General features: G+C 69.5%; 23 protein-coding genes. 12 read left to right on the plus strand and 11 right to left on the minus strand.

The genetic code is table 11. From position 1 onward, the window contains the following. Window positions 1–52 precede the first annotated feature (52 nt). Window positions 53–796, plus strand: a complete 744-nt coding sequence (locus tag OG947_RS19595; RefSeq protein WP_328812670.1) for an acyltransferase — start codon at window positions 53–55, stop codon at window positions 794–796. Window position 797: 1 nt separating this feature from the next. On the opposite strand, the gene OG947_RS19600 is transcribed toward OG947_RS19595, so the two are convergent. The 4 genes from OG947_RS19600 to OG947_RS19615 form a co-directional block, all read right to left on the minus strand. After that, on the minus strand, window positions 798–2,045 hold the full coding sequence (locus OG947_RS19600) for a glycosyltransferase family 4 protein (RefSeq protein WP_027507032.1): 1,248 nt from the start codon (window positions 2,043–2,045) through the stop codon (window positions 798–800). Continuing rightward, window positions 2,042–3,808 carry a glycoside hydrolase family 57 protein gene (locus tag OG947_RS19605; RefSeq protein ID WP_328812671.1) on the minus strand — a complete coding sequence of 589 codons (1,767 nt, stop codon included), beginning with the start codon at window positions 3,806–3,808 and terminating at the stop codon, window positions 2,042–2,044. The genes OG947_RS19600 and OG947_RS19605 overlap by 4 nt, the downstream gene beginning before the upstream one ends. Window positions 3,809–3,873: 65 nt before the next feature. After that, window positions 3,874–4,491, minus strand: a complete 618-nt coding sequence (locus tag OG947_RS19610) for a DUF1003 domain-containing protein (RefSeq protein ID WP_081821023.1) — start codon at window positions 4,489–4,491, stop codon at window positions 3,874–3,876. Then, a complete protein-coding gene (locus OG947_RS19615) occupies window positions 4,484–5,761 on the minus strand; it encodes a magnesium transporter MgtE N-terminal domain-containing protein (protein WP_027503853.1) in 1,278 nt (425 codons plus the stop codon). The genes OG947_RS19610 and OG947_RS19615 overlap by 8 nt, the downstream gene beginning before the upstream one ends. A gap of 55 nt (window positions 5,762–5,816) precedes the next feature. On the opposite strand from OG947_RS19615, the gene OG947_RS19620 reads away from it, so the two are divergent. From OG947_RS19620 to OG947_RS19645, 6 genes are all read left to right on the plus strand, one after another. After that, a complete protein-coding gene (locus OG947_RS19620; protein ID WP_328812672.1) occupies window positions 5,817–6,818 on the plus strand; it encodes an HpcH/HpaI aldolase/citrate lyase family protein in 1,002 nt (333 codons plus the stop codon). After that, entirely contained in the window at window positions 6,815–7,306 is a 492-nt protein-coding gene (locus OG947_RS19625) for a general stress protein (protein ID WP_027503852.1), read from the plus strand. Before OG947_RS19620 ends, OG947_RS19625 begins: the two co-directional genes overlap by 4 nt. Before the next feature lie 172 nt (window positions 7,307–7,478). Next, window positions 7,479–8,852 carry an extracellular solute-binding protein gene (locus OG947_RS19630; RefSeq protein WP_231476097.1) on the plus strand — a complete coding sequence of 458 codons (1,374 nt, stop codon included), beginning with the start codon at window positions 7,479–7,481 and terminating at the stop codon, window positions 8,850–8,852. Then, on the plus strand, window positions 8,849–9,787 hold the full coding sequence (locus tag OG947_RS19635; protein WP_027503850.1) for a carbohydrate ABC transporter permease: 939 nt from the start codon (window positions 8,849–8,851) through the stop codon (window positions 9,785–9,787). The genes OG947_RS19630 and OG947_RS19635 overlap by 4 nt, the downstream gene beginning before the upstream one ends. Window positions 9,788–9,790: 3 nt before the next feature. Beyond that, complete coding sequence (locus tag OG947_RS19640; protein WP_027503849.1) at window positions 9,791–10,621, plus strand: carbohydrate ABC transporter permease; 831 nt, start codon at window positions 9,791–9,793, stop codon at window positions 10,619–10,621. Between the two features lie 4 nt (window positions 10,622–10,625). Next, a complete protein-coding gene (locus OG947_RS19645) occupies window positions 10,626–11,786 on the plus strand; it encodes an ABC transporter ATP-binding protein (RefSeq protein ID WP_056442586.1) in 1,161 nt (386 codons plus the stop codon). Between the two features lie 67 nt (window positions 11,787–11,853). Here the strand turns inward: OG947_RS19645 and OG947_RS19650 are convergent, their stop codons facing one another. Together OG947_RS19650 and OG947_RS19655 are read right to left on the minus strand one after the other, a co-directional pair. Then, the gene (locus OG947_RS19650; RefSeq protein ID WP_328812673.1) at window positions 11,854–12,702 is read right to left on the minus strand and encodes a chromosome partitioning protein ParB; all 849 of its coding nucleotides are present in this window, start codon (window positions 12,700–12,702) and stop codon (window positions 11,854–11,856) included. Then, window positions 12,692–13,402: a metallophosphoesterase family protein gene (locus OG947_RS19655; protein ID WP_027503846.1), complete on the minus strand. Its 711-nt coding sequence runs from the start codon at window positions 13,400–13,402 to the stop codon at window positions 12,692–12,694. The genes OG947_RS19650 and OG947_RS19655 overlap by 11 nt, the downstream gene beginning before the upstream one ends. Before the next feature lie 60 nt (window positions 13,403–13,462). Between OG947_RS19655 and OG947_RS19660 the strand changes: the two genes are divergently transcribed. The 4 genes from OG947_RS19660 (at window position 13,463) to OG947_RS19675 (ending at window position 16,717) form a co-directional block, all read left to right on the plus strand. Then, window positions 13,463–14,077 carry a suppressor of fused domain protein gene (locus OG947_RS19660; RefSeq protein WP_222627377.1) on the plus strand — a complete coding sequence of 205 codons (615 nt, stop codon included), beginning with the start codon at window positions 13,463–13,465 and terminating at the stop codon, window positions 14,075–14,077. A 28-nt stretch (window positions 14,078–14,105) separates the two neighbouring features. Beyond that, window positions 14,106–14,984, plus strand: a complete 879-nt coding sequence (locus OG947_RS19665; RefSeq protein WP_328812675.1) for a PHP domain-containing protein — start codon at window positions 14,106–14,108, stop codon at window positions 14,982–14,984. Beyond that, window positions 14,981–15,238 (plus strand): hypothetical protein, encoded by a 258-nt coding sequence (locus tag OG947_RS19670; RefSeq protein ID WP_027503843.1) that lies wholly within the window; start codon window positions 14,981–14,983, stop codon window positions 15,236–15,238. The genes OG947_RS19665 and OG947_RS19670 overlap by 4 nt, the downstream gene beginning before the upstream one ends. A 261-nt stretch (window positions 15,239–15,499) precedes the next feature. Beyond that, window positions 15,500–16,717 (plus strand): NAD(P)-dependent malic enzyme, encoded by a 1,218-nt coding sequence (locus OG947_RS19675; RefSeq protein WP_328812676.1) that lies wholly within the window; start codon window positions 15,500–15,502, stop codon window positions 16,715–16,717. A gap of 6 nt (window positions 16,718–16,723) precedes the next feature. Here the strand turns inward: OG947_RS19675 and OG947_RS19680 are convergent, their stop codons facing one another. From OG947_RS19680 to OG947_RS19695, 4 genes are read right to left on the minus strand one after another with little or no spacing between them, the layout of a single operon-like run. Continuing rightward, a complete protein-coding gene (locus tag OG947_RS19680; protein WP_027503841.1) occupies window positions 16,724–17,404 on the minus strand; it encodes an ABC transporter permease in 681 nt (226 codons plus the stop codon). Continuing rightward, window positions 17,401–18,078, minus strand: coding sequence for an ABC transporter permease (locus OG947_RS19685; RefSeq protein WP_222638152.1), 678 nt, complete (start codon window positions 18,076–18,078; stop codon window positions 17,401–17,403). Before OG947_RS19685 ends, OG947_RS19680 begins: the two co-directional genes overlap by 4 nt. After that, a complete protein-coding gene (locus OG947_RS19690) occupies window positions 18,078–19,214 on the minus strand; it encodes an ABC transporter ATP-binding protein (protein ID WP_027503839.1) in 1,137 nt (378 codons plus the stop codon). Before OG947_RS19690 ends, OG947_RS19685 begins: the two co-directional genes overlap by 1 nt. Continuing rightward, a complete protein-coding gene (locus OG947_RS19695) occupies window positions 19,211–20,182 on the minus strand; it encodes an ABC transporter substrate-binding protein (RefSeq protein WP_027503838.1) in 972 nt (323 codons plus the stop codon). Before OG947_RS19695 ends, OG947_RS19690 begins: the two co-directional genes overlap by 4 nt. An 80-nt stretch (window positions 20,183–20,262) precedes the next feature. Here OG947_RS19695 and OG947_RS19700 point away from each other — a divergent pair, with 80 nt between their 5' ends. Then, window positions 20,263–21,102: a glycine betaine ABC transporter substrate-binding protein gene (locus OG947_RS19700; RefSeq protein WP_328812677.1), complete on the plus strand. Its 840-nt coding sequence runs from the start codon at window positions 20,263–20,265 to the stop codon at window positions 21,100–21,102. Here OG947_RS19700 and OG947_RS19705 read toward each other — a convergent pair. After that, on the minus strand, window positions 21,082–21,993 hold the full coding sequence (locus OG947_RS19705) for an alpha/beta hydrolase (RefSeq protein ID WP_328812678.1): 912 nt from the start codon (window positions 21,991–21,993) through the stop codon (window positions 21,082–21,084). The two genes, OG947_RS19700 and OG947_RS19705, sit on opposite strands and share 21 nt — an antisense overlap. Window positions 21,994–22,006 lie beyond the last annotated feature (13 nt).

The following is a 22,006-nucleotide window of genomic DNA, read 5'->3' on the forward strand; positions in this document are numbered from 1 at the left end:
GGTGGTCGGCCCCCGGGTTCCCTGCGGCGGCGCCGACAGTAATGTGCCGCCCATGACCAGCATGTGGAACGCGCCGTTGCGCACCCGGTGGCGAGGATCGCGGCGACGTGACCCCGACCAGGCGCGCTTCCTCACGCTCGCGTCGATGCGCTGGGTGATCGGCCACAAGGCGTACACGCCCTGGTACCTGGTGCGGTACTACCGCCTCGCGCGTTTCAAGGCCGCGAACCCGCACGTGGTGCTGCGCGGAATGGTGTTCCTCGGCAAGAACGTCGAGATCCACGCGACGCCCGAGCTGGCGCGACTCGAGATCGGTCGCTGGGTGCACATCGGTGACGGCAACGCGATCCGCTGCCACGAGGGGTCGCTGCGCATCGGTGACAAGGTGGTGTTCGGCAAGGACAACGTCGTCAACACCTATCTCGACATCGAGATCGGTGCGTCCACCCTCGTCGCCGACTGGTGCTACATCTGCGATTTCGATCATCGGACCGAGGACATCACGGTGCCGATCAAGGATCAGGGCATCGTCAAGTCGCCGGTGCGGATCGGCCCGGACACGTGGATCGCCGCGAAGGTGACCGTGCTGCGGGAGACCGTCGTCGGTCGCGGCTGCGTCCTGGGCGCGCACGCGGTGGTCAAGGGGCATGTGCCCGACTACGGGATCGCGGTCGGCGCACCCGCACGAGTGGTCCGGAACCGTCGCACCGACTGGGAGGCCGGCGCGGAGGACCGCGCGGCGTACGTCGCCGCACTGGAGGACATCGCCCGCAAGAAGTCGCTCGGGAGCGAGTGACTCAGTCCCGTTCGGGCAGTGGACGTTCGCTGATCGTGGGCCTGCCCAGCGGAAAGCGCACCCGGCGCTTCGCGGTGGAGTAGACCGTGGCGGTCTCGCGGGCCACGGAGTGCCAGTCGAAGTCGGACGTGAGTCGCGCACGTGCCGCGTCACTCCGGGTACGTGCCGCAGCGGGGTCGTCGAGTGTACGCCGCACCGCCGTCGCCAAGGAGCCGACATCGCCGGGAACGAAGGACATCCCGGTGACGCCGTCGACGACGGCTTCGCCCAGGCCGCCCGCGGTGGAGGCGACGAGCGGTGTGCCGGCCGCGGCGCCCTCGAGGGCGATGATGCCGAAGGGCTCGTATCGACTCGGCAGCACCAGCGCGTCCGCCCGGTGCAGATGCCCGAGAACGCCGTCGTGGCCGAGGGATCCGACGAACGTCACCGCCCGGCGCACCCGGTGCACACGCGCCAGATCGACGAGGTGGTCGAGCTGGGTCCCGTCGCCGACGACGGTGAGCGTGGTGCCGGGGTGCGTCCGTCGGACACGGGGGAGTGCCGCTATCAGATCCTGCACCCCCTTCTCGTACTCCAACCGACCCACGAAGAGCAGGGACGGGGCGCCGGTGCGCGCCGCGCGAGGACGGTACGTCCAGGTCCGGGTGTCGATGCCGTTGCGTATCACGTGGACCGGGGACGGAAGCGGACCGAAGAGGCGGACCACCTCGTCCTCCATTCCCGCGGAACACGTGATGACGGAATCGGATTCGTGCGCCAGCCACCATTCCACGGAGTGCACCTGGCGGTTCACGCGGCCGGAGACCCATCCGCTGTGGCGTCCGGCCTCCGTCGCGTGGATCGTCGAGACCAGCGGGACGTCGTAGTACTCGGCGAGCGCGATCGCCGGGTGCGCCACCAGCCAGTCGTGGGCATGGACGACGTCGGGAACCCACCCCTCGCCGATGCCGGGCTTGGAGAGTGCGAGGCCGGCGCGCACCATCGCGTGACCCATCGCGAGCGTCCACTCCAGCATGTCCACTCCGAAGGTGAAGTGCGCCGGATCCTCGGCCACGGCGACGACGAGCACGCCCTCGGCTACCGAGCTCACGGTGGGGTGGGTCGCCGCGTCGGAACCCGTGGGGCGGCGGGAGAGGACCACCACCTCGTGTCCGGCCGCGGCCAGTTCCACCGCGAGATGGTGGACGTGGCGACCGAGGCCGCCGACCACCACGGGCGGGTACTCCCACGAGATCATCAGGACCTTCACGCCCGCACCTCCCGACCCGTCGGTTGCAGACGCCGCGCATCGAGGTCCGGGAACAGATCGTCCGCCTGGTTCCACCCGGATGCAAGGTCGGCGGCTCGTGCGTGATGCCCGTGCACGCGGGCGTCGGCGATCTCGCGCACCGCGTGAGCGTGCTTGTGGGCGCGGTCGCGGGCGTACTGCGCGGCCGAGTCCTTGCTCACCATGAAGGCCCAGTCGCTCGAGACGGTGAGCATCGTCTCGCGCAGGATCTGGTCCGCGACACGGTCTCGCAGACCGCCGGGGGGTGCCGCGTCGACGGCGTCGAGCGCGGTGGCGGTGACCTCGGCGTTGAGATCGACCAGGTCGCGGACGGGATCGCCCGCCCACACCCGCCAGTCCTTCCCGCTGCCCCAGGAGGTGTCCGGGAGGTCGACGGGGTCACCGACGTAGCCGTCTCGCTTCGCGCCCGCGAGTGTCCCGACGCGGATGCCGGCCTCGGGGAGCGCACGCAGGATGCCGGCCAACCATGCCGGACCCTCGTGCCACCAGTGTCCGAAGAGCTCGGTGTCGAAGGCGGCGACCACCAGTGCCGGGGACCCGGTGCGCGCGTGTTCGGAGCGCAGCCGGCGGCGAACCGCGTCGACGAAGTCCTCGACGTGCGAGCGGACGGCTGCTGCGGCGCGCTCCGGTTCGTACGGTGCCTTGTCCGGGCCCGCGACGCTTCTGCCGGTGACCCGGGACGGCTTCAGCCCGGTGTCGTGGTCGTAGGTGTGGAAGTCGCGGTACGCGGAATGACCGGGATAACCGGACTTCGGTGACCACACGCGATAGCTGACCGGGAGATCGCGACCGAACGCGACGACGTGGGTGTCGCCGACCGGACGGCCGCACGTCGTGTCTCCGTGCAGAGCCGGGCCGTCGACCATGAAGTGTCCGACGCCCGCGGCGGCGTAGTCGAGTTCCATCCCTGCGGTGAAGGCGCACTCGGGTGCCCAGATGCCCTCGGTGCCGCGGCCCCACCGGCGTACGGCGTCGGCGCGTCCCTCGCGGAGCGCGAACGTCCGCAGTCGTGGGTCGAGCAGAGGTTGGAACGGGTGCATCGACGGCCCACCGAGCAGTTCGACGGCGCCGGAGTCGGCCAGTTCGCGCAGTCGGGGGGCGCCGCCGTGGCGCCAGCGGGTCTCGAACTCGTGCAGAGCGGCAGCCGATCGCCGGTGTTCGCGGTGACCGAGCGCGCGGCGGTCCGGGTCACGGGACCCGGCGGCTTCGGCGGCGCGGAGCTGCCAGTTGCCGAGCCAGTGATGCATCCCGTCGAGGCTGTACGGATCGTCCAGTTGGGCGGCGAGTACCGGGGTGACGCCGAGGGTCAGCAGATCGGTGCGGCCCTCGTCGGCCAGGGTCCGCAGGTGACAGCCCGGTGTCGAGGTGGCGAGCTGGGCCTCGGCGGAGCGGTAGGCCTGCAGGACGAGTTCGGGAATGCCGAGTGCGCCGACGAGCACGGCGGACAGCGGCGCCGCAGCAGCGGCCGGGGCGCCCGCGGGCGCGGCGACGGCTGGTTTCGGAGACCGGAACGCGACCGGTTGCCGATCGGCGGGCTCGACCAGGCCGACAGCGCGCTCCCGTGGTGGGAGTGTCGGCGCCGCAACCGATTCGGCGGCCGCCATCGCGACGGAACCGTGCGCGGAACTCGGCGTCACCGAGCCGGCGGCCAGCGTGACCGCGCTGAGAAGAAGAATCGAGGCACTCAGTGCACCTCCGAGTCGAGAGTCTCGACCGACGCGCATACGACAAACCCCCACGAACACTCGGCTGCGCACTCACCGAGACCCGACGCGCAGTGTGACCGAGGTTACCGTCGCGTGTCCTCGCTGTGGTCGAAACGAGTTGTTTCCTCGACGGAAGGGGCGGCGGCGAACGAGGTGGAGTCCTCGTCGACCGACTTCTTGCGAGACTTCTTGCGCGCCTTCTGTTCCTCGGCCGCCGCCTGCGCGGGATCGAGCAGCGCCGCGCGCAGGTCGTCGAGTTCGCGGCGGAGGTAGTCGCGCGTGGCGACCTCGCCGACCGCGATCCGGAGCGCAGCGAGCTCACGAGCGAGGAACTCGGTGTCCGCCTTGGTCTGCGCGGCGCGCGAGCGATCCTCCTCGAGCGACACCCGGTCGCGGTCGTCCTGCCGGTTCTGAGCGAGCAGGATCAGCGGGGCCGCGTAGGCGGCCTGCGTCGAGAACGCCAGATTGAGCAGGATGAAGGGGTAGGGGTCCCACTGCAGGCTCACCGCGAAGACGTTGAGCAGGATCCACACGATGACGATCCCCGTCTGGATCGCCAGGTATCGCCCCGTACCGAGGAATCGCGCGACGTTCTCGCCGGTCCGGCCGACCGAGTCGACGTCGATGTCGAGCTTGAACCGTCGGGATCCGCGTGGAGTGTCGAGGCGCTGTCTGGCGGTCGCCGCCGACTTCTCACTCATGTCCCACGTGCTCCTGTTCGCGCCAGTCGTCGGGAAGAAGGTGGTCCAGGACGTCGTCCACGGTCACGGCGCCGATGAGATGCTCCTCGGCGTCCACGACCGGTCCGCAGACCAGGTTGTACGCCGCGAAGTATCGCGTGACGGCGGCGAGACTGTCGTCCGGGGAGAGCGTCGACAGTGTCGTGTCGATCACGCCGCCGACCAGACTGGCGGGCGGTTCGCGCAGCAACTGTTGGAGATGCACGCAGCCGAGGTAGCGGCCCGTGGGTGTGGCCGTCGGCGGTCGCACGACGAAGACCAGCGACGCGAGGGCGGGCGTGAGGTCGGGGTTGCGCGCACGAGCGAGCGCCTCGGCGACCGTCGCGGACGCGCTCAGCACCACCGGTTCCGGTGTCATCAGACCACCCGCCGTGTCGGGGGAGTGCTCGAGGAGACGTCGCACCGGCTCGGAGTCCTGCGGATCCATCAGGCGCAGCAGCGATTCGGCCTCCGGCTCCGGCAACTCGCCGAGCAGGTCGGCTGCGTCGTCGGGGTCCATGGCCTCGAGCACGTCGGCGGCGCGGGCGGGGGCGAGCGCCTGCACCAGGTCGATCTGATCGTCGTCGGGCATCTCCTGGATGACGTCCGCGAGGCGCTGGTCGTCCAGGGCGAAGGCGACCTCGAGTCGCCGCTTCTCCGGGAGGTCGCGGATCGCGTCGGCCACGTCGGCGGGCCGGAGTCCCTCGAACTGGGCGAGGAGCTGTGACACACCCTGACCCGGCAGGGACAGATCGGACCAGGTGAGGCCCTGCACGTTCTGCCAGTCGAGCACGTGGATGCTGCCGCGGCGACCCAGCCGGGTGCGGTGGGGGCGCACGGCGACGCGCGCGATGACCCAGTCCCGCGTGCGGGTCTGCTCGATACCGAGGTCGACGACGACGCAGTCCACGCCGTGCAGGTCCTCGGCGTCCGGATCGTCGGTTCGCACCCGCGAGTCCAGGACCTGGGCCAGGGCCAGCACCTCGCCCGGTCGCTGGACGAAGCGGCGCATACTGACGTTGCCGGTGGTCAGCGTCACCGACGTCGGTTCGACGGCCGTCACGCGCAGCATCGGAACGAAGATCTTGCGCCTCGTGGCCAGATCGACCACGAGGCCGAGGACGCGGGGTTGCTGGCGACCGACGCGCACGGTCACGACGATGTCGCGGACGCGGCCGATGCTCTCACCGTCGGGTCCGAGCACCACGAGGCCCGCGAGCCTGGCGGCGAACACCTTGTTCACTGCTGCCATGGGCGCAACAGTAGACGGGGGCCTCGCACGCGGTGCGGGCCGATAGTGTGCCGTGGTGACCACCACAGTGCCGCGCGCCCGCCTCCGACGCTCCGTGCTCGCCGCGCCGGGCAGCAGTCCGAAGATGATGCGCAAGGCTCTGGGCCTGCCCGCCGACGCCGTCTTCCTGGATCTCGAGGACGCGGTCGCGCCGGCCGCCAAGGCGCAGGCGCGCATCGACGTCGCCGACGCGCTCGGATGGGCCGGGTGGGGCACGCAGCTCCGGCTCGTGCGGGTCAACGACTGGACGACGGAGGCCACGTTCCGCGACGTGCTCGAGGTGGTCGGACGGGCGGGTGCCCACCTCGACGCCCTCGTCCTGCCCAAGGTGCGCTCGGCCGGTGAGGTGCAGGCGCTCGATCTGCTTCTGACACAACTCGAACGCGAGTCGGACCTACCCGTCGGCCGCATCGGGATCGAGCCGCAGATCGAGGACGCCGTGGGTCTGCTCCACATCGACGCCGTCGCGACGGCCTCGCCGCGGGTGCAGACCCTGGTGTTCGGGCCGGGTGACTTCATGGCCGACGTCGGCATGCGCACCCTCACGGTGGGTGAGCAGCCGCCCGGCTACGAGCGCGGCGACGCCTACCACCACGTGCTGATGACGATCCTGCTGTCGGCGCGGGCCCACGGGCTCCAGGCCATCGACGGACCCTGGGTGCAGGTCCGCGACACCGACGGGTTCACCCGCGCCGCCCGGCATTCCGCGGCTCTGGGCTACGACGGCAAGTGGGTGCTGCACCCCTCGCAGATCGACATCGCCAACGAGACGTTCTCGCCGCGCCAGGCCGACGTCGACCGCGCCCACGACATCGTCGAGACCTACCGTCGGTACCTCTCCGTCGACGGGGGAGCGCGCGGGGCCGTCATGGTGGGGGACGAGATGGTCGACGAGGCGGGTCATCGAATGGCTCGGGCCCTCGTCGAGGCCGCCGACGCGGCCGGCATGGTGCGCAGCGGTGCGCGGCCCGCACCGGACCCCACGACCGACCCGCCAGCAGGCACAATGGAGTCATGACGAACCCCATGTCGCAGTCCGGCCGCCCCGGACAGGGCCTCCCCACCCCGCCGTCGGGCTGGCCCATCGGTTCCTATCCCACCTACGCCGAGGCGCAGCGCGCGGTCGACTACCTCTCCGATCAGGAGTTCTCGGTCCAGGACGTCACCATCGTGGGTGTCGACCTCATGCAGGTCGAGCGTGTCATCGGTCGCCTCACCTGGGCCAAAGTGATTGGCGGCGGCATCATCTCGGGCGCCTGGCTCGGTGTCTTCCTCGGACTCGTTCTCGGAATCATCACGAACACCAACTACCTGAGCGCGCTCCTCGTCGGTGTGCTGGGCGGCATCGTCTTCGGACTGATCTCGGCCACCATTCCCTACGCGGCGACCAAGGGGCAGCGCGACTTCGCGTCGACGATGCAGTTGGTCGCGGGGCGGTACGACGTGCTGTGCGAGCCGAAGACGGCCGAGAAGGCGCGCGATCTGCTGGCGCGTCTCGCCATCTGACCTCTCACCACCGACCCGTCGGTACCGAAAGCATCACGGGATTGCAACAAGCCACCGTTTTCCTCTCAGCTTTCGACTAGGTTCCACTTCGCAGGGAATGCGTGTCCAACGAAGCACACGCTGCGGAGTCGGGCCGACTGTGGCGCCTTCTCTTGCGGCAGAGGAGGCGGTCGTGCCGAAGAGGTACAGGGCGAGGAAACTCGCAGCGACAGGGGCCGCCGCGGTGGTGGCCGGAAGTCTGTTGGCGGGGTGTGGATCCTCCGACGACGGAATCGTGTTGAGCTTCTACACCGCCGCCGACGGCGCGGAGCAGTACGCGGCGGCGGCGCAGGCGTGCACCGAGCAGTCGGGCGGCGCGTACCGGGTGGAGCAGCGCACGCTCCCCAAGAGCGCCAACGATCAGCGCCTGCAGCTCGCTCGCCGTCTGGCGGGCAACGACCGCACGCTCGATCTGATGACACTCGACGTGGTCTGGACCGCCGAGTTCGCCGAAGCCGGTTGGGCACTGCCGGTTCCGGACGATCTCGAGGCGAAGCTGCGTGACGGATCGGTGCTCGAGGGCCCGCTCGCCACCGCCGAGTGGCTCGACCCCGAGACAGAGCAGAAGGACAAGCTGTACGCGGTCCCGCTGAACTCCAACACCCAGTTGCTCTGGTACCGCCCGGACATGGTGCCGAACGGCCAGCCCCCGGCGACGTGGGACGACCTCATCGCCACCGCCGGCGAGAACGCCGCCTCCGGCAAGCCCGCGGCCATCGGTGTGCAGGCGAAGCAGTACGAGGGCTTCATGGTCTGGTTCAACACCCTCCTCGAGAGTGCCGGCGGATCCGTCGTCGGCGAGGACGGCACCACCGTGACACTGAACGACACCCCCGAGCACCGCGCGGCCACCGAGAAGGCGCTCTCGATCATCAAGAGCGTCGCGACCGCTCCCGGCGCCGACCCCTCGGTCTCCCAGAGTGACGAGGGCACAGCACGTCTCGGCGTCGAGGCGGGCACCATGTTCGCCGAGGTGAACTACCCGTTCGTGCTCCCCGGACTCAAGGAGAACGCCGCCGCGGGCGGCGTGTCCTTCCTCGACCTGTCCACCGTTCCCGCCGACCAGCAGGACGCGGCGGTGAACGAGGTGTTCCGCAGCGCGCCGTACCCCTCGGTGAACCCCGGTGAGCCCGCCAAGGTCACCATCGGCGGGTTCAACATCGGTGTCGCCAAGACCACCGAGCATCCCGACGAGGCGTGGGCCGCCGTCGCGTGCCTGACCGACGAGCAGAACCAGCGCAACAACGCCGTCGACGGCGGTGTGCCGCCGGTGATCCGCTCGCTCTACGACGATCCCGAGTTCCAGGCCGCCTACCCGGCATGGGAGGGCGTTCTCGGCTCGATCGAGAGTGCCGCGGTCCGACCGGTGTCGCCCGCGTACCAGTCCATCTCGATCCTCCTGACCGACGCGCTCAACCCCCCGCAGGACATCGATCCCGTGGGAGACGTCGACAGGCTCGCCGATCTGGTCCGCCAGGCCGTGAACTCCGAAGGGCTGATCCCATGACCGTCACCGACGAGCCCCGACGCCCGCAGAAGCACGCCAAGGCGGCCGAGGCGGTGTCCGAGGGCAAGAAGGCGGAGCGCCGACTGGGGCTCCTGCTGGTCGCTCCCGCCGCGATCCTGATGATCGCCGTCACCGCGTATCCCATCATCTACGCCTTCTGGCTGAGTCTGCAGAAGTACAACCTGGCATTCCCGGACGACAAGGAATTCGTCGGACTGTCCAACTATGTCTCCGTCCTCACCGACGGTTACTGGTGGACGGCGTTCGCGGTGACCGTGGGCATCACCGTCATCTCGGTGATCATCGAGTTCGTCCTCGGCCTCGCGGTCGCGTTGGTCATGCACCGCACCATCTTCGGGCGCGGCGTCGTCCGCACCGTCGTGCTGATCCCGTACGGCATCGTCACCGTCGCCGCCGCGTACAGCTGGTACTACGCGTGGACACCGCAGACCGGCTACCTGGCCAACCTGCTTCCCGAGGGCAGTGCGCCTCTGACGCAGCAGCTTCCGTCGCTCGCCATCGTCGTGCTCGCCGAGGTGTGGAAGACGACGCCGTTCATGGCACTGCTGCTGCTCGCCGGTCTCGCGCTCGTTCCCGACGATCTGCTCAAGGCGGCCCAGGTGGACGGCGCCGGCGCGTGGACCCGACTGATCCGCATCATCATCCCGTTGATGAAGCCGGCTATCCTCGTGGCGCTGCTGTTCCGCACGCTCGACGCGTTCCGCATCTTCGACAACATCTACGTTCTGACGAAGGGCAGCAACAGCACCGGTTCGGTGTCGATCCTCGGGTACGACAACCTCTTCGGGGCGTTCAACCTCGGTATCGGGTCGGCCATCAGCGTGCTGATCTTCTTCTGCGTGGCCATCATCGCCTTCGTCTTCATCAAACTGTTCGGGGCCTCCGCACCCGGCTCCGACGCGGAAGGACGCTGACCCATGGCAGCCACCACGAAGACGAAGGCCGGCTGGTCCATCGTCAACCTTCTCGTCCTGCTGTACGCGCTGATCCCGCTCGTGTGGATCATCAGCCTGTCGTTCAAGCCGGTGGCGAACATCGCCGACGGCAAGTTCATCCCGACGACGTGGACGTTGGACAACTACAAGGGCATCTTCCAGACGTCCCAGTTCACCAGCGCCCTGATCAACTCCATCGGCATCGGTCTGATCACCACGCTCATCGCGGTGGTCATCGGCACGATGGCGGCCTACGCCGTCGCTCGTCTCGACTTCCCCGGCAAGAAGCTCCTCGTCGGCGCCGCGCTGCTCATCGCGATGTTCCCCCAGATCTCGCTCGTCACACCGCTGTTCGACATCGAGCGTGCGCTGGGCCTGTTCGACACCTGGCCGGGCCTGATCATCCCGTACATCACGTTCGCGCTCCCGCTCGCCATCTACACGCTGTCGGCGTTCTTCCGTGAGATCCCCTGGGAGCTGGAGAAGGCCGCCAAGATGGACGGTGCCACCCCGGGACAGGCGTTCCGCAAGGTCATCGCACCGCTCGCGGCACCGGGCATCGTCACCGCGGCGATCCTCGTCTTCATCTTCGCGTGGAACGACCTGCTGCTCGCCATCTCGTTGACGGCCACCGAGCGTTCGGTCACGGTGCCGGCAGCGATCTCACAGTTCACCGGTAGTTCGCAGTTCGAGGAACCGACGGGCTCGATCGCGGCTGCGGCCGTGGTCATCACCATCCCGATCATCATCTTCGTCCTGTTCTTCCAACGTCGTATCGTGGCGGGCCTGACGTCCGGCGCAGTGAAGGGATAAGTCCATGGCCGAAATCGTTCTCGACAAAGTGACCAAGCTGTACCCGGACGGTGCCGCGGCGGTGAGCGACGTCGACATCACCATCGCCGACGGCGAGTTCATCATCCTGGTCGGACCCTCCGGCTGCGGAAAGTCCACCACGCTCAACATGATCGCCGGCCTCGAGGACATCTCGAGCGGCGAGCTGCGCATCGCCGGTGAGCGCGTGAACGAGCGGGCACCGAAGGATCGCGACATCGCGATGGTGTTCCAGTCGTACGCGCTCTACCCCCACATGACGGTGCGCGACAACATCGCCTTCCCCCTCACACTCGCCAAGATGAGCAAGGAGGACATCGCGAAGAAGGTCGACGACGCCGCCCGCATCCTCGACCTGGGCCAGCACCTCGACCGCAAGCCGTCCAACCTCTCCGGTGGTCAGCGTCAGCGCGTCGCGATGGGACGCGCGATCGTCCGCAGCCCCAAGGCGTTCCTCATGGACGAGCCGCTGTCGAACCTCGACGCCAAGCTGCGCGTGCAGATGCGGACCGAGATCGCCCAGCTGCAGAAGCGTCTCGAGACCACCACGGTGTACGTGACGCACGACCAGACCGAGGCCATGACGCTCGGCGACCGCGTCGTCGTGCTCCGCGGCGGGCTGGTGCAGCAGATCGGCTCGCCGCAGGAGCTCTACGATCACCCGCGAAACCTGTTCGTGGCGGGCTTCATCGGGTCGCCGTCCATGAACTTCGTGTCGGGTCGTCTGACGGACGGCGGGGTCACCACCTCGCTCGGCGAGATCCGGTTGAGCGACGAGGCGCGGCAGAAGATCGCCTCGAAGAACGCGAAGGGGGACGTCGTCGTCGGCATCCGCCCCGAGCATCTCGAGGACGCCTCGCTCGTCGAGTCGTACCAGAAGATCAACGGCAGCACGTTCTCGGCGCGAGTCGAGGTGCTGGAGTCGATGGGGTCGGACAAGTACATCTACTTCTCCGCCGAGGGCCCCAAGGTCACCTCGCGCGAACTCGACGAGCTGGCCGCGGACTCCGGCGCGGACGGCGGCCAGTTGGTCGCTCGACTCTCGGCCGAGTCCGCCGCTCGCATGGGTGAGTCCATCGAGCTGTGGTTCGACCAGAAGCGCGTGTCGGTGTTCGACGTCGAGTCGGGTGCCAATCTGACGCTCTGACCGCTCGAACGCGACGACGGCCCCCACCGCACGGTGGGGGCCGTCGCCGTCTCGGTCGGCGCCCGTCTCAGTTCGGGGCGGCCTCCTTGAGCTGCGCGATGATCTCGTCGTTCCAGATGTGGCTGCGCACCAGGCGGTAACGCTCGCGCGCCACCCACATGTAGGCCTCGGCGTCGGTGTGGCGGGTCAACATGCCCCCGACGGACCGCACCATCCGGACGACCGGCAGGAACTCCTCACCGAACCAGCGGCGGGCGACGGTGCGCCGGTCGACGAACTCGCCGAGCTCCTGCATCAGCCGGAAACCCCAGGCCTCCACCGCATCCGAGAGTTCGGCGTACTGCCACGGATCCGTGAACTCGATCGCCTCGCGCGACTTCCCGGTGAGGGGGACACGGCTGAGGAAGATGCGCCGGTGATCCTTCACGAGGAGATCGCCCCTCGTGGTGATGCCGTCGGGGGAGATGCGGGTGATGATCTCGGTGACGTAGGCCTCGATGGTGAGACTGTGCATCGCGCAGGCGATGGACACGCGATGGTGCCCGTCGATGACGAAGTGCATGCCGCCGACGCGATACACCTCGATGGGCGGCATCGGTTCGCCGCGGCGCCAGGCGGTGGCGAGGCGCTGCCAGCGTTCGCGTGTCCGCGTCGACGTCGGGCGGAAGTACCGGTCGAAGTCGCGGGTGCGATCCACGCTGCCCACGATCGAGTCGACCCGGATGACCTCGAGTCCGACGCGGCGCTCCCGCACCTTGCCCAGGGCGGCGACCACCTCGTCGAACGGCAGGATCGTGTTGATGTCGTCCGGTTGACGGCGCAGCCAGCCGACCAGCCGCGCCACGTCCGCGCGCCGGCGCTGGCGGGAGAAGTCGTTCTGCGCGTCGGCAGCGGGGAATCCGGTGTCACGAGCCATGACGTCGCCTCTCGATGATGGGCGCGGTGTCGCCGCCCGGGGTGATGTCGATCAGGGCGTAGCCGACGGTGTTGATCACCGTGGCTCCGTGCAGCTGTCGGTCGGCCGGCCTCGTGCCGTGCGGGTGGATGTGTCCGTGGACGAGGAGCTGAGGCCGCAACCGCTCGGTGAGCGGATCGAGACACCGGAAACCGCGGTGTGGTGCGTCCTCGGCGTCGCCGACACCGAACGGTGGGCTGTGGGTCAGCAGGACGTCGACCCCGTGTGCGTCCGCTCCGCGTCGCAGCAGCGGGTGCCAGGTGTGGGTCCGGATCAGGGAGCCGGAGCGCCGCTTCTGCTGCCGTTCCGTCCACTGGTTGGGTCCGTCGCGGTAGCGGATGGACCCGCCCAGCCCCGCGATCCGCAGACCGGCGGCGCTGACGATCCGTCGATCGGCGTTGACGGCGCCGTCCGGACCGGGCCAGCTCGACGGCAGCCCGGCACGCATCCAGCCGGCTCGACCGGCCGAGTACCCGGTGAGGTCGGCGTCGTGGTTGCCGGGGACGAAGACGCACGGGGCGTCGGCGGCCTCGGCGAGGTGCTCGAGGTACTCGAACGGCAGGTCGCCCGCACCGAGGACCAGGTCGACGTCGAACGGGAGTGTGCGGGCGTTCCACAGGCCTTCGACCACCTCGTCGGACACGGTCAGCACAGTCACCACACGCAGGACCGTACCGGCACGCCGGTCCCGTCGGAGCCGGTACGGACGTCGTGGGGTTGGATGGACGGTGTGAGTGGGAGCGACGTGACAGCGCAGGTGCGAACCCATCTGCAGACGGTGCTCGGTCAGGACGACCCGTCCAGCGCGTCCGTGACCTTCCTGGGCCTCGAGCCGCTGGAGGTGTTGCTGTTCGCTGCCGACGTCGAGGGAGTCGTGCGGTTCACCACTCTCGGGTGCTCGCGGCATCCGATGGCCGACCCGTCCGACATGGTCACCGACTCGCAGCGAGGCCCGCGCGCCGAGCTGATCCTGGCCCTGCGCGGAGTCGACGAGTCCGTCGCCGAGGTCTGGCGCACGCTCGCCGTCTTCGCCGCGTCGCCCGCGGTGGAGGGCATCGTGCTGGTGCCCGACGCCCTGCTGGACGCCGGCGAGCCTCTCTGGCCCGGCGCTCCGTTCACGGCGGTGCTGTTGACGGCCGAGTCCGGAGTGGCCGACCTCGAGCTGCCCGAACCGTACGATCCGGTGCGGTTCCTGCGGGCAGTCCCGATCACCGGCACCGAGGCCGCGTGGGTGCGCCTGCGCGGAGCCGATGCGTTGCGCGACGCGTGGACCGAGGCGGGCATCGACATCGCCGACCCGCGGCGCTCGGCGGCGTCGCTGCGCCCGCCCACCTGAGCGCTCGCGCACCTGACAGACTGGGCGCGTGCTGATCGATCTCCACACCCATTCCACGTCGTCGGACGGAACCGAGACGCCCACCGAGCTGATCGCCACGGCGACCGCCGCGGGCCTCGACGTGATCGCGTTGACCGACCACGACACCACGCTCGGCTGGGACGAGGCCGTGGCCGCGGTGACCGCGACGCCCGGTGCGCCCACCCTGGTCCGTGGCATGGAGATGTCGTGCCAGGGCCGCGGAGCCGACGGTGACCCGGTGACGGTGCATCTGCTCGCGTACCTCTTCGACCCCGGGCACGTCGCCTTCGCCGAGGAGCGCAGCCGGTTGCGTGGGGAGCGGGAAGTGCGTCTGCGCAGCATGATCGACCGTATGGCGGCCGACGGCTACGACGTCGACGCCGACACCATCCTCGCCGCGGCAGGTCCGTCGGCGGGCCGCCCGCACCTCGCCCGTGCACTCGTCGCGGCCGGAGTCGTCGAGACCGTGAACGACGCGTTCACCGACCTGCTGCGGACCGGTGGGACGTACTACGTCGAGAAGGCGGACACCCCACTCGACCTCGCCGTCGAGTTGATCGCCGACGCCGGGGGAGTGCCCGTCATCGCCCACGCCCGCGCGCGCACGCGAGGTCGACTCCTGCACACCGACCACATTCTCGAGCTCGCCGCCGGTGGGCGACTCGGCGGACTCGAGGTCGATCACCCCGACCACAGCCCCGAGGACGCGGACGTCCTGCGCGACATCGCGCGCGAGCACGATCTCGTCGTGACCGGATCCTCCGATTACCACGGCACCAACAAGACGACGCCGATCGCGGCCCGCACCACCGCCGAGGACCAGTTCGACGCGTTGGTGAGCCGGGCGACGGGCGTGCCGCTCGTCGTACCCGGAGGCCGCCGGTGAAGGCGCTCAGCGGATCGATCACCGCGGGTCTCGTCGTCCTCACGGCGCTCGTCATCGCCGCCGCCGTCGTCGGAGGTGATCGGGGATTCCCCGGCCCCGGCACCGCGTCCATCGCGTGGCACGTCGCCGCCGTCGTCGCGGCGCTCCTGCTCCAGCGGATCGCCGACCATCGCTCGCGTGGGGTGTCGTTCCTCGGCTCACTGGGCGTGCTGGTGGTCGCGGGAGCCCTGCTGTGGACGCAATGGTGGGGCTGACGAGACAAGGGTGAGGCTGACCGGCACCTGTTTGCTCCCGAGGAACCGGCGGTGGCACACTGGCTCCACTCGCGATCACCGCCACCCCGTGGTGATCGACCCCGGTCACCGCTCGTCGGTGGCGCGCGAAGTCGGCTCACCCGCCGCGCACGCATCGAGATGTCGCCTGCCCTCGGTTCTCATCCCCCGGGCGCGCATCTCGACTTCCCCTCACGCCTGTGATCCGCACCCTCCGTGCGGACGATGAAGGAGCGCCCCCCAGTGACCGCCGCAACAGATCCGACCGAACACCCGACCGGCCTCCGGCCTGCCCGCGAAGATCTCACGACCATCACGGACGACGAGATCTTCCTCAGCCACGTGGGCGGCAAGCTGTCCGTCGAGCTCACCGCGCCGCTCGAGACCAAGCGCGACCTCTCCATCGCGTACACCCCCGGGGTGGCCAAGGTGAGCAGTGCGATCGCCGCCGATCAGGAGCTGGTGAACAAGTACACCTGGACCGAGCGACTCGTGGTGGTGGTCAGCGACGGCTCCGCGGTATTGGGTCTGGGCGACATCGGCCCGCGCGCCTCGCTGCCCGTCATGGAGGGCAAGGCGGCACTGTTCAAGAAGTTCGCCGGCCTCAACTCGATTCCGCTCGTGCTCGACACCAACGACGTCGACGAGATCGTCGAGACGCTGATCCGCCTGCGGCCCAGCTTCGGAGCCGTGAACCTCGAGGACATCTCGGCACCCCGGTGCTTCGAGATCGAGAAGCGCGTCGTCGAGGCACTCGACTGCCCGGTCATGCACGACGACCAGCACGGTACGGCCATTGTCGTCCTGGCTGCGCTGAAAGGCGCTGTGGCAGTGCAGAAGCGCGAGCTCGCTGGTCTGCGTGTCGTCATCTCCGGTGCGGGAGCCGCGGGCGTCGCGTGCGCGAACATCCTGCTCGCCGCGGGCATCTCGGACGTGGTGGTGCTCGACTCGAAGGGCATCGTCGGTGCGGATCGCGCCGACCTCAATCCCGTGAAGGTCGACCTCGCTTCGCGTACCAACCCGCGCGGCCTCTCCGGGACGGCTGCCGACGCCCTGACCGATGCGGACGTGTTCCTCGGGGTCTCCGCGGGGAAGATCGGGCACGAACTCATCGCCTCGATGGCAGACGACAGCATCGTCTTCGCCCTCTCCAACCCGAACCCGGAGATCCATCCGGAGGACGCGAAGAAGTACGCCGGCATCGTCGCCACCGGACGCAGCGACTTCGCCAATCAGATCAACAACGTGCTCGCGTTCCCCGGTGTGTTCCGCGGTGCTCTCGATGCGGGCGCGCGGCGCATCACCGAGAACATGAAGCTCGCCGCCGCGGACGCGATCCTGTCCGTGGTCGGCGACGATCTGAGCGTCGACATGATCGTGCCCAGCCCACTCGACCCGCGGGTCGCTCCGGCCGTCGCGGCGGCAGTGGCCGCGGCTGCGAAGGCGGACGGCGTCGCCTGAGAGGTCTCAGAGACGGGGCGCGCGGCGCAGCCGCCCCGTCCCGGGCGCCGAGACCCACACGGCGAGGGCCAGCAGGCCGTCCGCCACGAGAGCCAGCACGGCCACCAGGATCGCGCCGACCACCACTCGGTCGTAGCTGTAGAGCGCCAGACCGTCGAAGATGTACCGCCCGAAGCCGCCCAGGTTGACGAAGGCGGCGACGGTGGCGGTGGCGATGACCTGCAGGGTGGCGTTGCGGATGCCCCCGAGCAGCAGCGGCAGCGCGTTGGGAATCTCCACCCGCAGCAGCACCTGGCGTTCGGTCATGCCCATCGCCCGTGCCGCGTCCACGACGGTGGCGTCGACATTGGCCACACCCGCATACGTCCCGGCGAGGATCGGCGGAATGCCCAGGAGCACGAGGGCGATCAGTGGTGGCACCAGGCCCAGCCCGAGCAGCAGGACGAGGAACGTCAGCACGCCGAGCGTCGGCAGCGAGCGCAGACTGTTCACCAGGCCGACCAGGGCCACCTCACCGCGGCGCAGGTGCCCGATCAGCAGTCCCAGCGGAACCGCCACGACGACGGAGAACAGCACGGCGAGAAAGCTGTACCAGACGTGCTCGGTGAGACGCGTCGCGATGCCGGTGCCGCCGGACCAGTTGGCGCCGTCGAGGATGTAGCCGATCGCGTCGGAGAAGATGCTCATGCGCGGGCCCCCGTCACTCGTCGCCGGCGCGTCGAGGGCGCACCGGCGCGGGTCCACGGCGTCAACGCACGCCCGAGCAGGAACAGCAGCGCGTCGAAGACCAGGGCCAACACGACGATCGCGATGATGCCCGCCAGGATCTGGTCGGGGTAGTCGCGCTGGTAGCCCTGGGTGAAGAGCTGTCCGAGACCACCGATGCCGATGACCGACCCGACCGACACCATCGAGATGTTGGTGACCGCGACGACGCGGACGTTCGCGACGAGCACGGGAAGTGCCAGCGGCAGTTCGACGGTCGCGGCGCGGCGGAACCGTCCGAAGCCGACCGCGGTGGCCGCGTCGACGACGGCGGGGGACACCGAGTCGAGTGCCTCGGGCACTGCGCGGACGAGCAGCGCCGTGGAGTACACCGTGAGCGCGATGACCACGTTCAACGGATCGAGGACACGCAGTCCCGCGATGAGCGGGATGGTGACGAACAGTGCGAGCGAGGGGATCGTGAACGCGACGCTCGCCACCACCAGGGTCAGGCGCCGCAGCCAGCCCACCGTGCGCACGGCCGCGCCCACGGGCACCGCGACGACCAGTCCGACGAGCAGCGGCACCAGCGACAGGTACAGGTGGGTCCGCGTCAGCTCGAGGACGATGTCGATGTTGTCGATCAGCCAGCGCATCAGGGCTTCTCGAAGTACTGGCGGCCGCGCTCGCGGTCCTCGGCTCGACGCTGGTCCGCCAGCAACGCCACCACCTCGGTGGCGTCGATACCGCCGAGGACGGCGCCGTTCGCGTCGACCGCCACGCCGACGCCGGACGGCGACGAGATGGCCGCGTCCAGCGCCTGTCGCAGATCGCCCGACGGCGGGTACAGCGAACCGCCCGCGGAGGTGCTGTCCGCGATGCTCGCGCCGGATTTGAGCGCCTCGAGGCCGGTGACGTCCATCCAGCCTCGCGGACGGCCCTCGGCGGAGACGACGAGAAGCCACTGGCCCTGGTCGAGACGGATCGACGCCGCGTCCTGTTCCGACGCCGTCGTGATGGGATGCAGGGACACCCCGTCACCGTGGCGGAACGACAGTCCACGGTAGCCGCGGTCCCGACCGACGAAGGACGCGACGAAGTCGGTCGCGGGAGCCGACAGCACCACGTCCGGGGTGTCGTACTGCTGCAACGTTCCGCCGGTGCCGAACACGGCGATGCGATCGCCGAGTTTGATGGCCTCGTCGATGTCGTGCGTGACGAAGACGATGGTCTTCTTCAGATCGGCCTGCAGCCTGAGCATCTCGGTCTGCAGGTCTTCGCGCACCACCGGATCGACGGCGCTGAACGGCTCGTCCATCAGCAGGATCGGAGGATCTGCCGCCAGGGCACGCGCGACCCCGACGCGCTGCTGCTGGCCGCCCGACAGCTGAGCGGGGTACCGGGTGGCCAGCGACAGATCGAGGCCGACGCGCTCGAGGACCTCCATCGCGTCGCGACGGGCCTCCTTGCGTGAACGACCCGTCAGCACCGGAACGGTGGCGACGTTGTCGACGACGGTGCGGTGAGGCAGCAGGCCGGCGCTCTGGATGACGTAACCGATGCCCAGACGAAGCTTGACGGCGTCGACGGTCGAGATGTCTCGACCATCGACGCTGATCGTGCCCGACGTGGGCTCGATCATCCGGTTGATCATCCGCATCGAGGTCGTCTTGCCGCAGCCCGACGGGCCGACGAAGACGGTGAACGACCGGTCCTCGATCCGGAGATCGAGAGAGTCGACCGCGAGCGTTCCGTCCGGGTACTGCTTGGTGACTCCCTCGAACGAGATCACGAGACCGGCTTGTCCAGACCCTGCTCGACGACCCAGGCGTTCGCGGCGGCGGCGGGCTCGGTCTTCGCGTCGCCCGACACCTCCTGGTTCAGCGCCAGCAACTCGACCGTCGTGAGCTTGGCCGACACGGCGTCCAGGACGGCGGTGAGCTTGTCCGACTTCTTCGACGAGTTGTAGACCGGGACCACGTTCTGCGCCGGGAAGTTGTTGTCCGGGTCGCCCAGTGCCACGAAGTCGTTCTCGACGATCGCGGGCGTGGTGGTGAACAGGTTCGCCGCGGTGATGTCCCCCGCAGCGAGGGCGGCCACGGTGGCAGGGCCGCCGCCGTCGGAGATCGGGACGAAGTTGGCGGCCGGGATGTCGACGCCGTACTTGTCGCGCAGGCCGGGCAGGCCGACGGGACGCTCGGCGAACTCGGGCGGCCCACCGAACTTGACCTCACCCGCGTACGGCGCGAGATCGGCGATGTTGGTCAGGTTCCAGCGCGTCGCGGTGTCCCGCGTGACGACGACGGCGTCCTTGTCCTCGCCGGGGGCCGGCGTGGATGCCAGGAGATCGTCGCTCAGTGCCGCCGTGAGGGCGGTGTTCACCTCGTCGGGCGCCGTGGCCGTGGCCTCGGGGTCCAAGTACAGCAACAGGTTTCCGGTGTAGTCCGGGATGAGGTCGATGGAGCCGTCGCGCACGGCCGGGATGTAGGCCTCACGGCTGCCGATGGACAGGCGTGTGCTGGCGTCGAAACCGTTGGCCTTCAACGCGTCGGCGTAGATGTTGGCGATGATCTCGGACTCGGTGAAATTCGCGGAACCGACGACGATGGTGTTCGGATCGCCTCCGCTACCACCCTCACCGCCGCTGCTCAGTGGATCGGAGTCGCCGCCGCAGGCGGACAGGGTGAGTGCTGCAGCGGCCACCAGAGCGGTGGCGGCGACGCGCACGGAACGTGAGGTGGTGCGACGTGTCGTGTTCACTGTTCGAGTGTAACGATAGGCCCCGACACCGGCCCGCTTTCGGCGCCGGAACGCCGGTACCGGGTTCGAGAGGATGGTCGATGCGGGTCTGCAGGTCGGCCGTCGCGGCGCTGCTCGCGGCCTCGATGGTGGCCGGGTGTTCGAGTACCGGCGGCCCCGAGGGGACGACGCGCCCGCAGCCGCTGGTGGTCGCCGACACCGGAACTCCGGTGCAGGCGGTGCTGGCGCACCTGTACGCCGACGCGCTGTCACGCGGGGGAGCGGCCGCTCGGGTGGACACGGTCGACGGTCTCCCCGGCGCGCTCGCCGGCCTCGACGACGCCTCGGTCGCGCTCGTCCCCGGCTTCACCGGATCGTTTCTGGCGCAACTGGATCCGTCGTCCCCCGCGCGGGCGCCCGAGGACGTCTACGCCGATCTGGCGCGTGCACTGCCGGAGTGGCTGGCGGTCACCGACCAGGGTCTCGCCGAGAACGGGCCGACGGTGTCCGTCACCGCGGCCGCGGGATCGGCTCTCCCCGAAGCCACTTTGTCGGCTCTGTCTCCGCAGTGTTCCCGCCTCTCCGCCGCCGTCGACCCGGCCGTCGATGCGTCCGCGGTGACACGGGCCCTCTCCGAGAGTTACGACTGTGCGTTCGCCCCTGCCGGCCCCACCGAGGTGACGATCGTCCGGGCCACGGACCGGGTCGCCGTGGTCGATGCGACCGCCGTGGTGCTGGCCGACGATCGAGACGGCCTCACCGCCGACGTCCTCGTCCCCCTCGTCCGCAAGGGCTCCGTGGACGAGACGCTGGACCGTCCGCTGCAGATCATCGCCGGCGAACTCACCACCGCGGATCTCGCGGAGATGGTCGACCGTGTCCGCGGCGGCGAGGATCCGGGCGCGGTCGCCGCGAGTTGGCTAGGGACGCAGTCGTTCTGAGTGGGCGGTCGCGTCGCGGACGAAGGCGCCGATCTCCCGGACCGCTGTCGCCGCCTCGGCCAGCAGGGTGGCCTGCAGGTGGGCGACGTGCCACAGATCCGTGAGTTCGGTGCACCGCACCGAGACACCGGCCTCGGTCAATGCGTCGACGAAGCGAAGGATCTGGGGCCGCAGGATCTCGTCGGCGGAGTACTGGATCAACGTCGAGGGGAAGCCGGTCAACGTGCCACGCACGGGGGCGTAGCGCGGATCGGTCGGGTCGCCGTCGCCCAGATACTGCCGCGCCGAGTTCCGCAACCAGCGAGCGTCGAGCAGGAAGTCGCGCGGCGCCGGGAAGTCCTGGTCCGCCGGATCGGCCCACGGGGAGATCATCGCGACGCACGACGGTGGTGTGCCACGGTCGACGAGCGCCTGTGTCGTCGCCGCGGCCAGACCGCCGCCGGCCGAATCGCCGACCACGGCAATGTGATCGGCCGCGACACCGTCGGCGACCAGCCCGTCGAACACGGCCAGTGCGTCCTCGAGCGCGGCCGGGCAGGGGTGCTCCGGAGCCAGACGGTAGTGCGCCGCCACCACGACGGCGCCACTGTCGCGGGCGAGCGACGACGTGACGACGCGGTGCGTCAGCGGCGACCCCAGCGTGTACGCGCCACCGTGCAGATACAGCACGGCGGTGCGGCGGACGGTGGCACCGACGGTGACCCGTTCTACCGGGACACCGCCCACGGTCTCGCTGCGGATCACCGTGCCCTCCGGCAGCGGTAGCGACCGGGCCGCGACCTCGAGCAGTGTGCGCTGCACCGGAACCGGGAGGCGCGGGTTCAGAATCACCCGGAACACGGGTTTCAGAACTCGCGACACCACGGGCAACGGCAGAGTCATCGGTCGCATCGCCCGAACCTAC

The organism is Rhodococcus sp. NBC_00297, assembly GCF_036173065.1.
GTDB lineage: Bacteria > Actinomycetota > Actinomycetes > Mycobacteriales > Mycobacteriaceae > Rhodococcoides.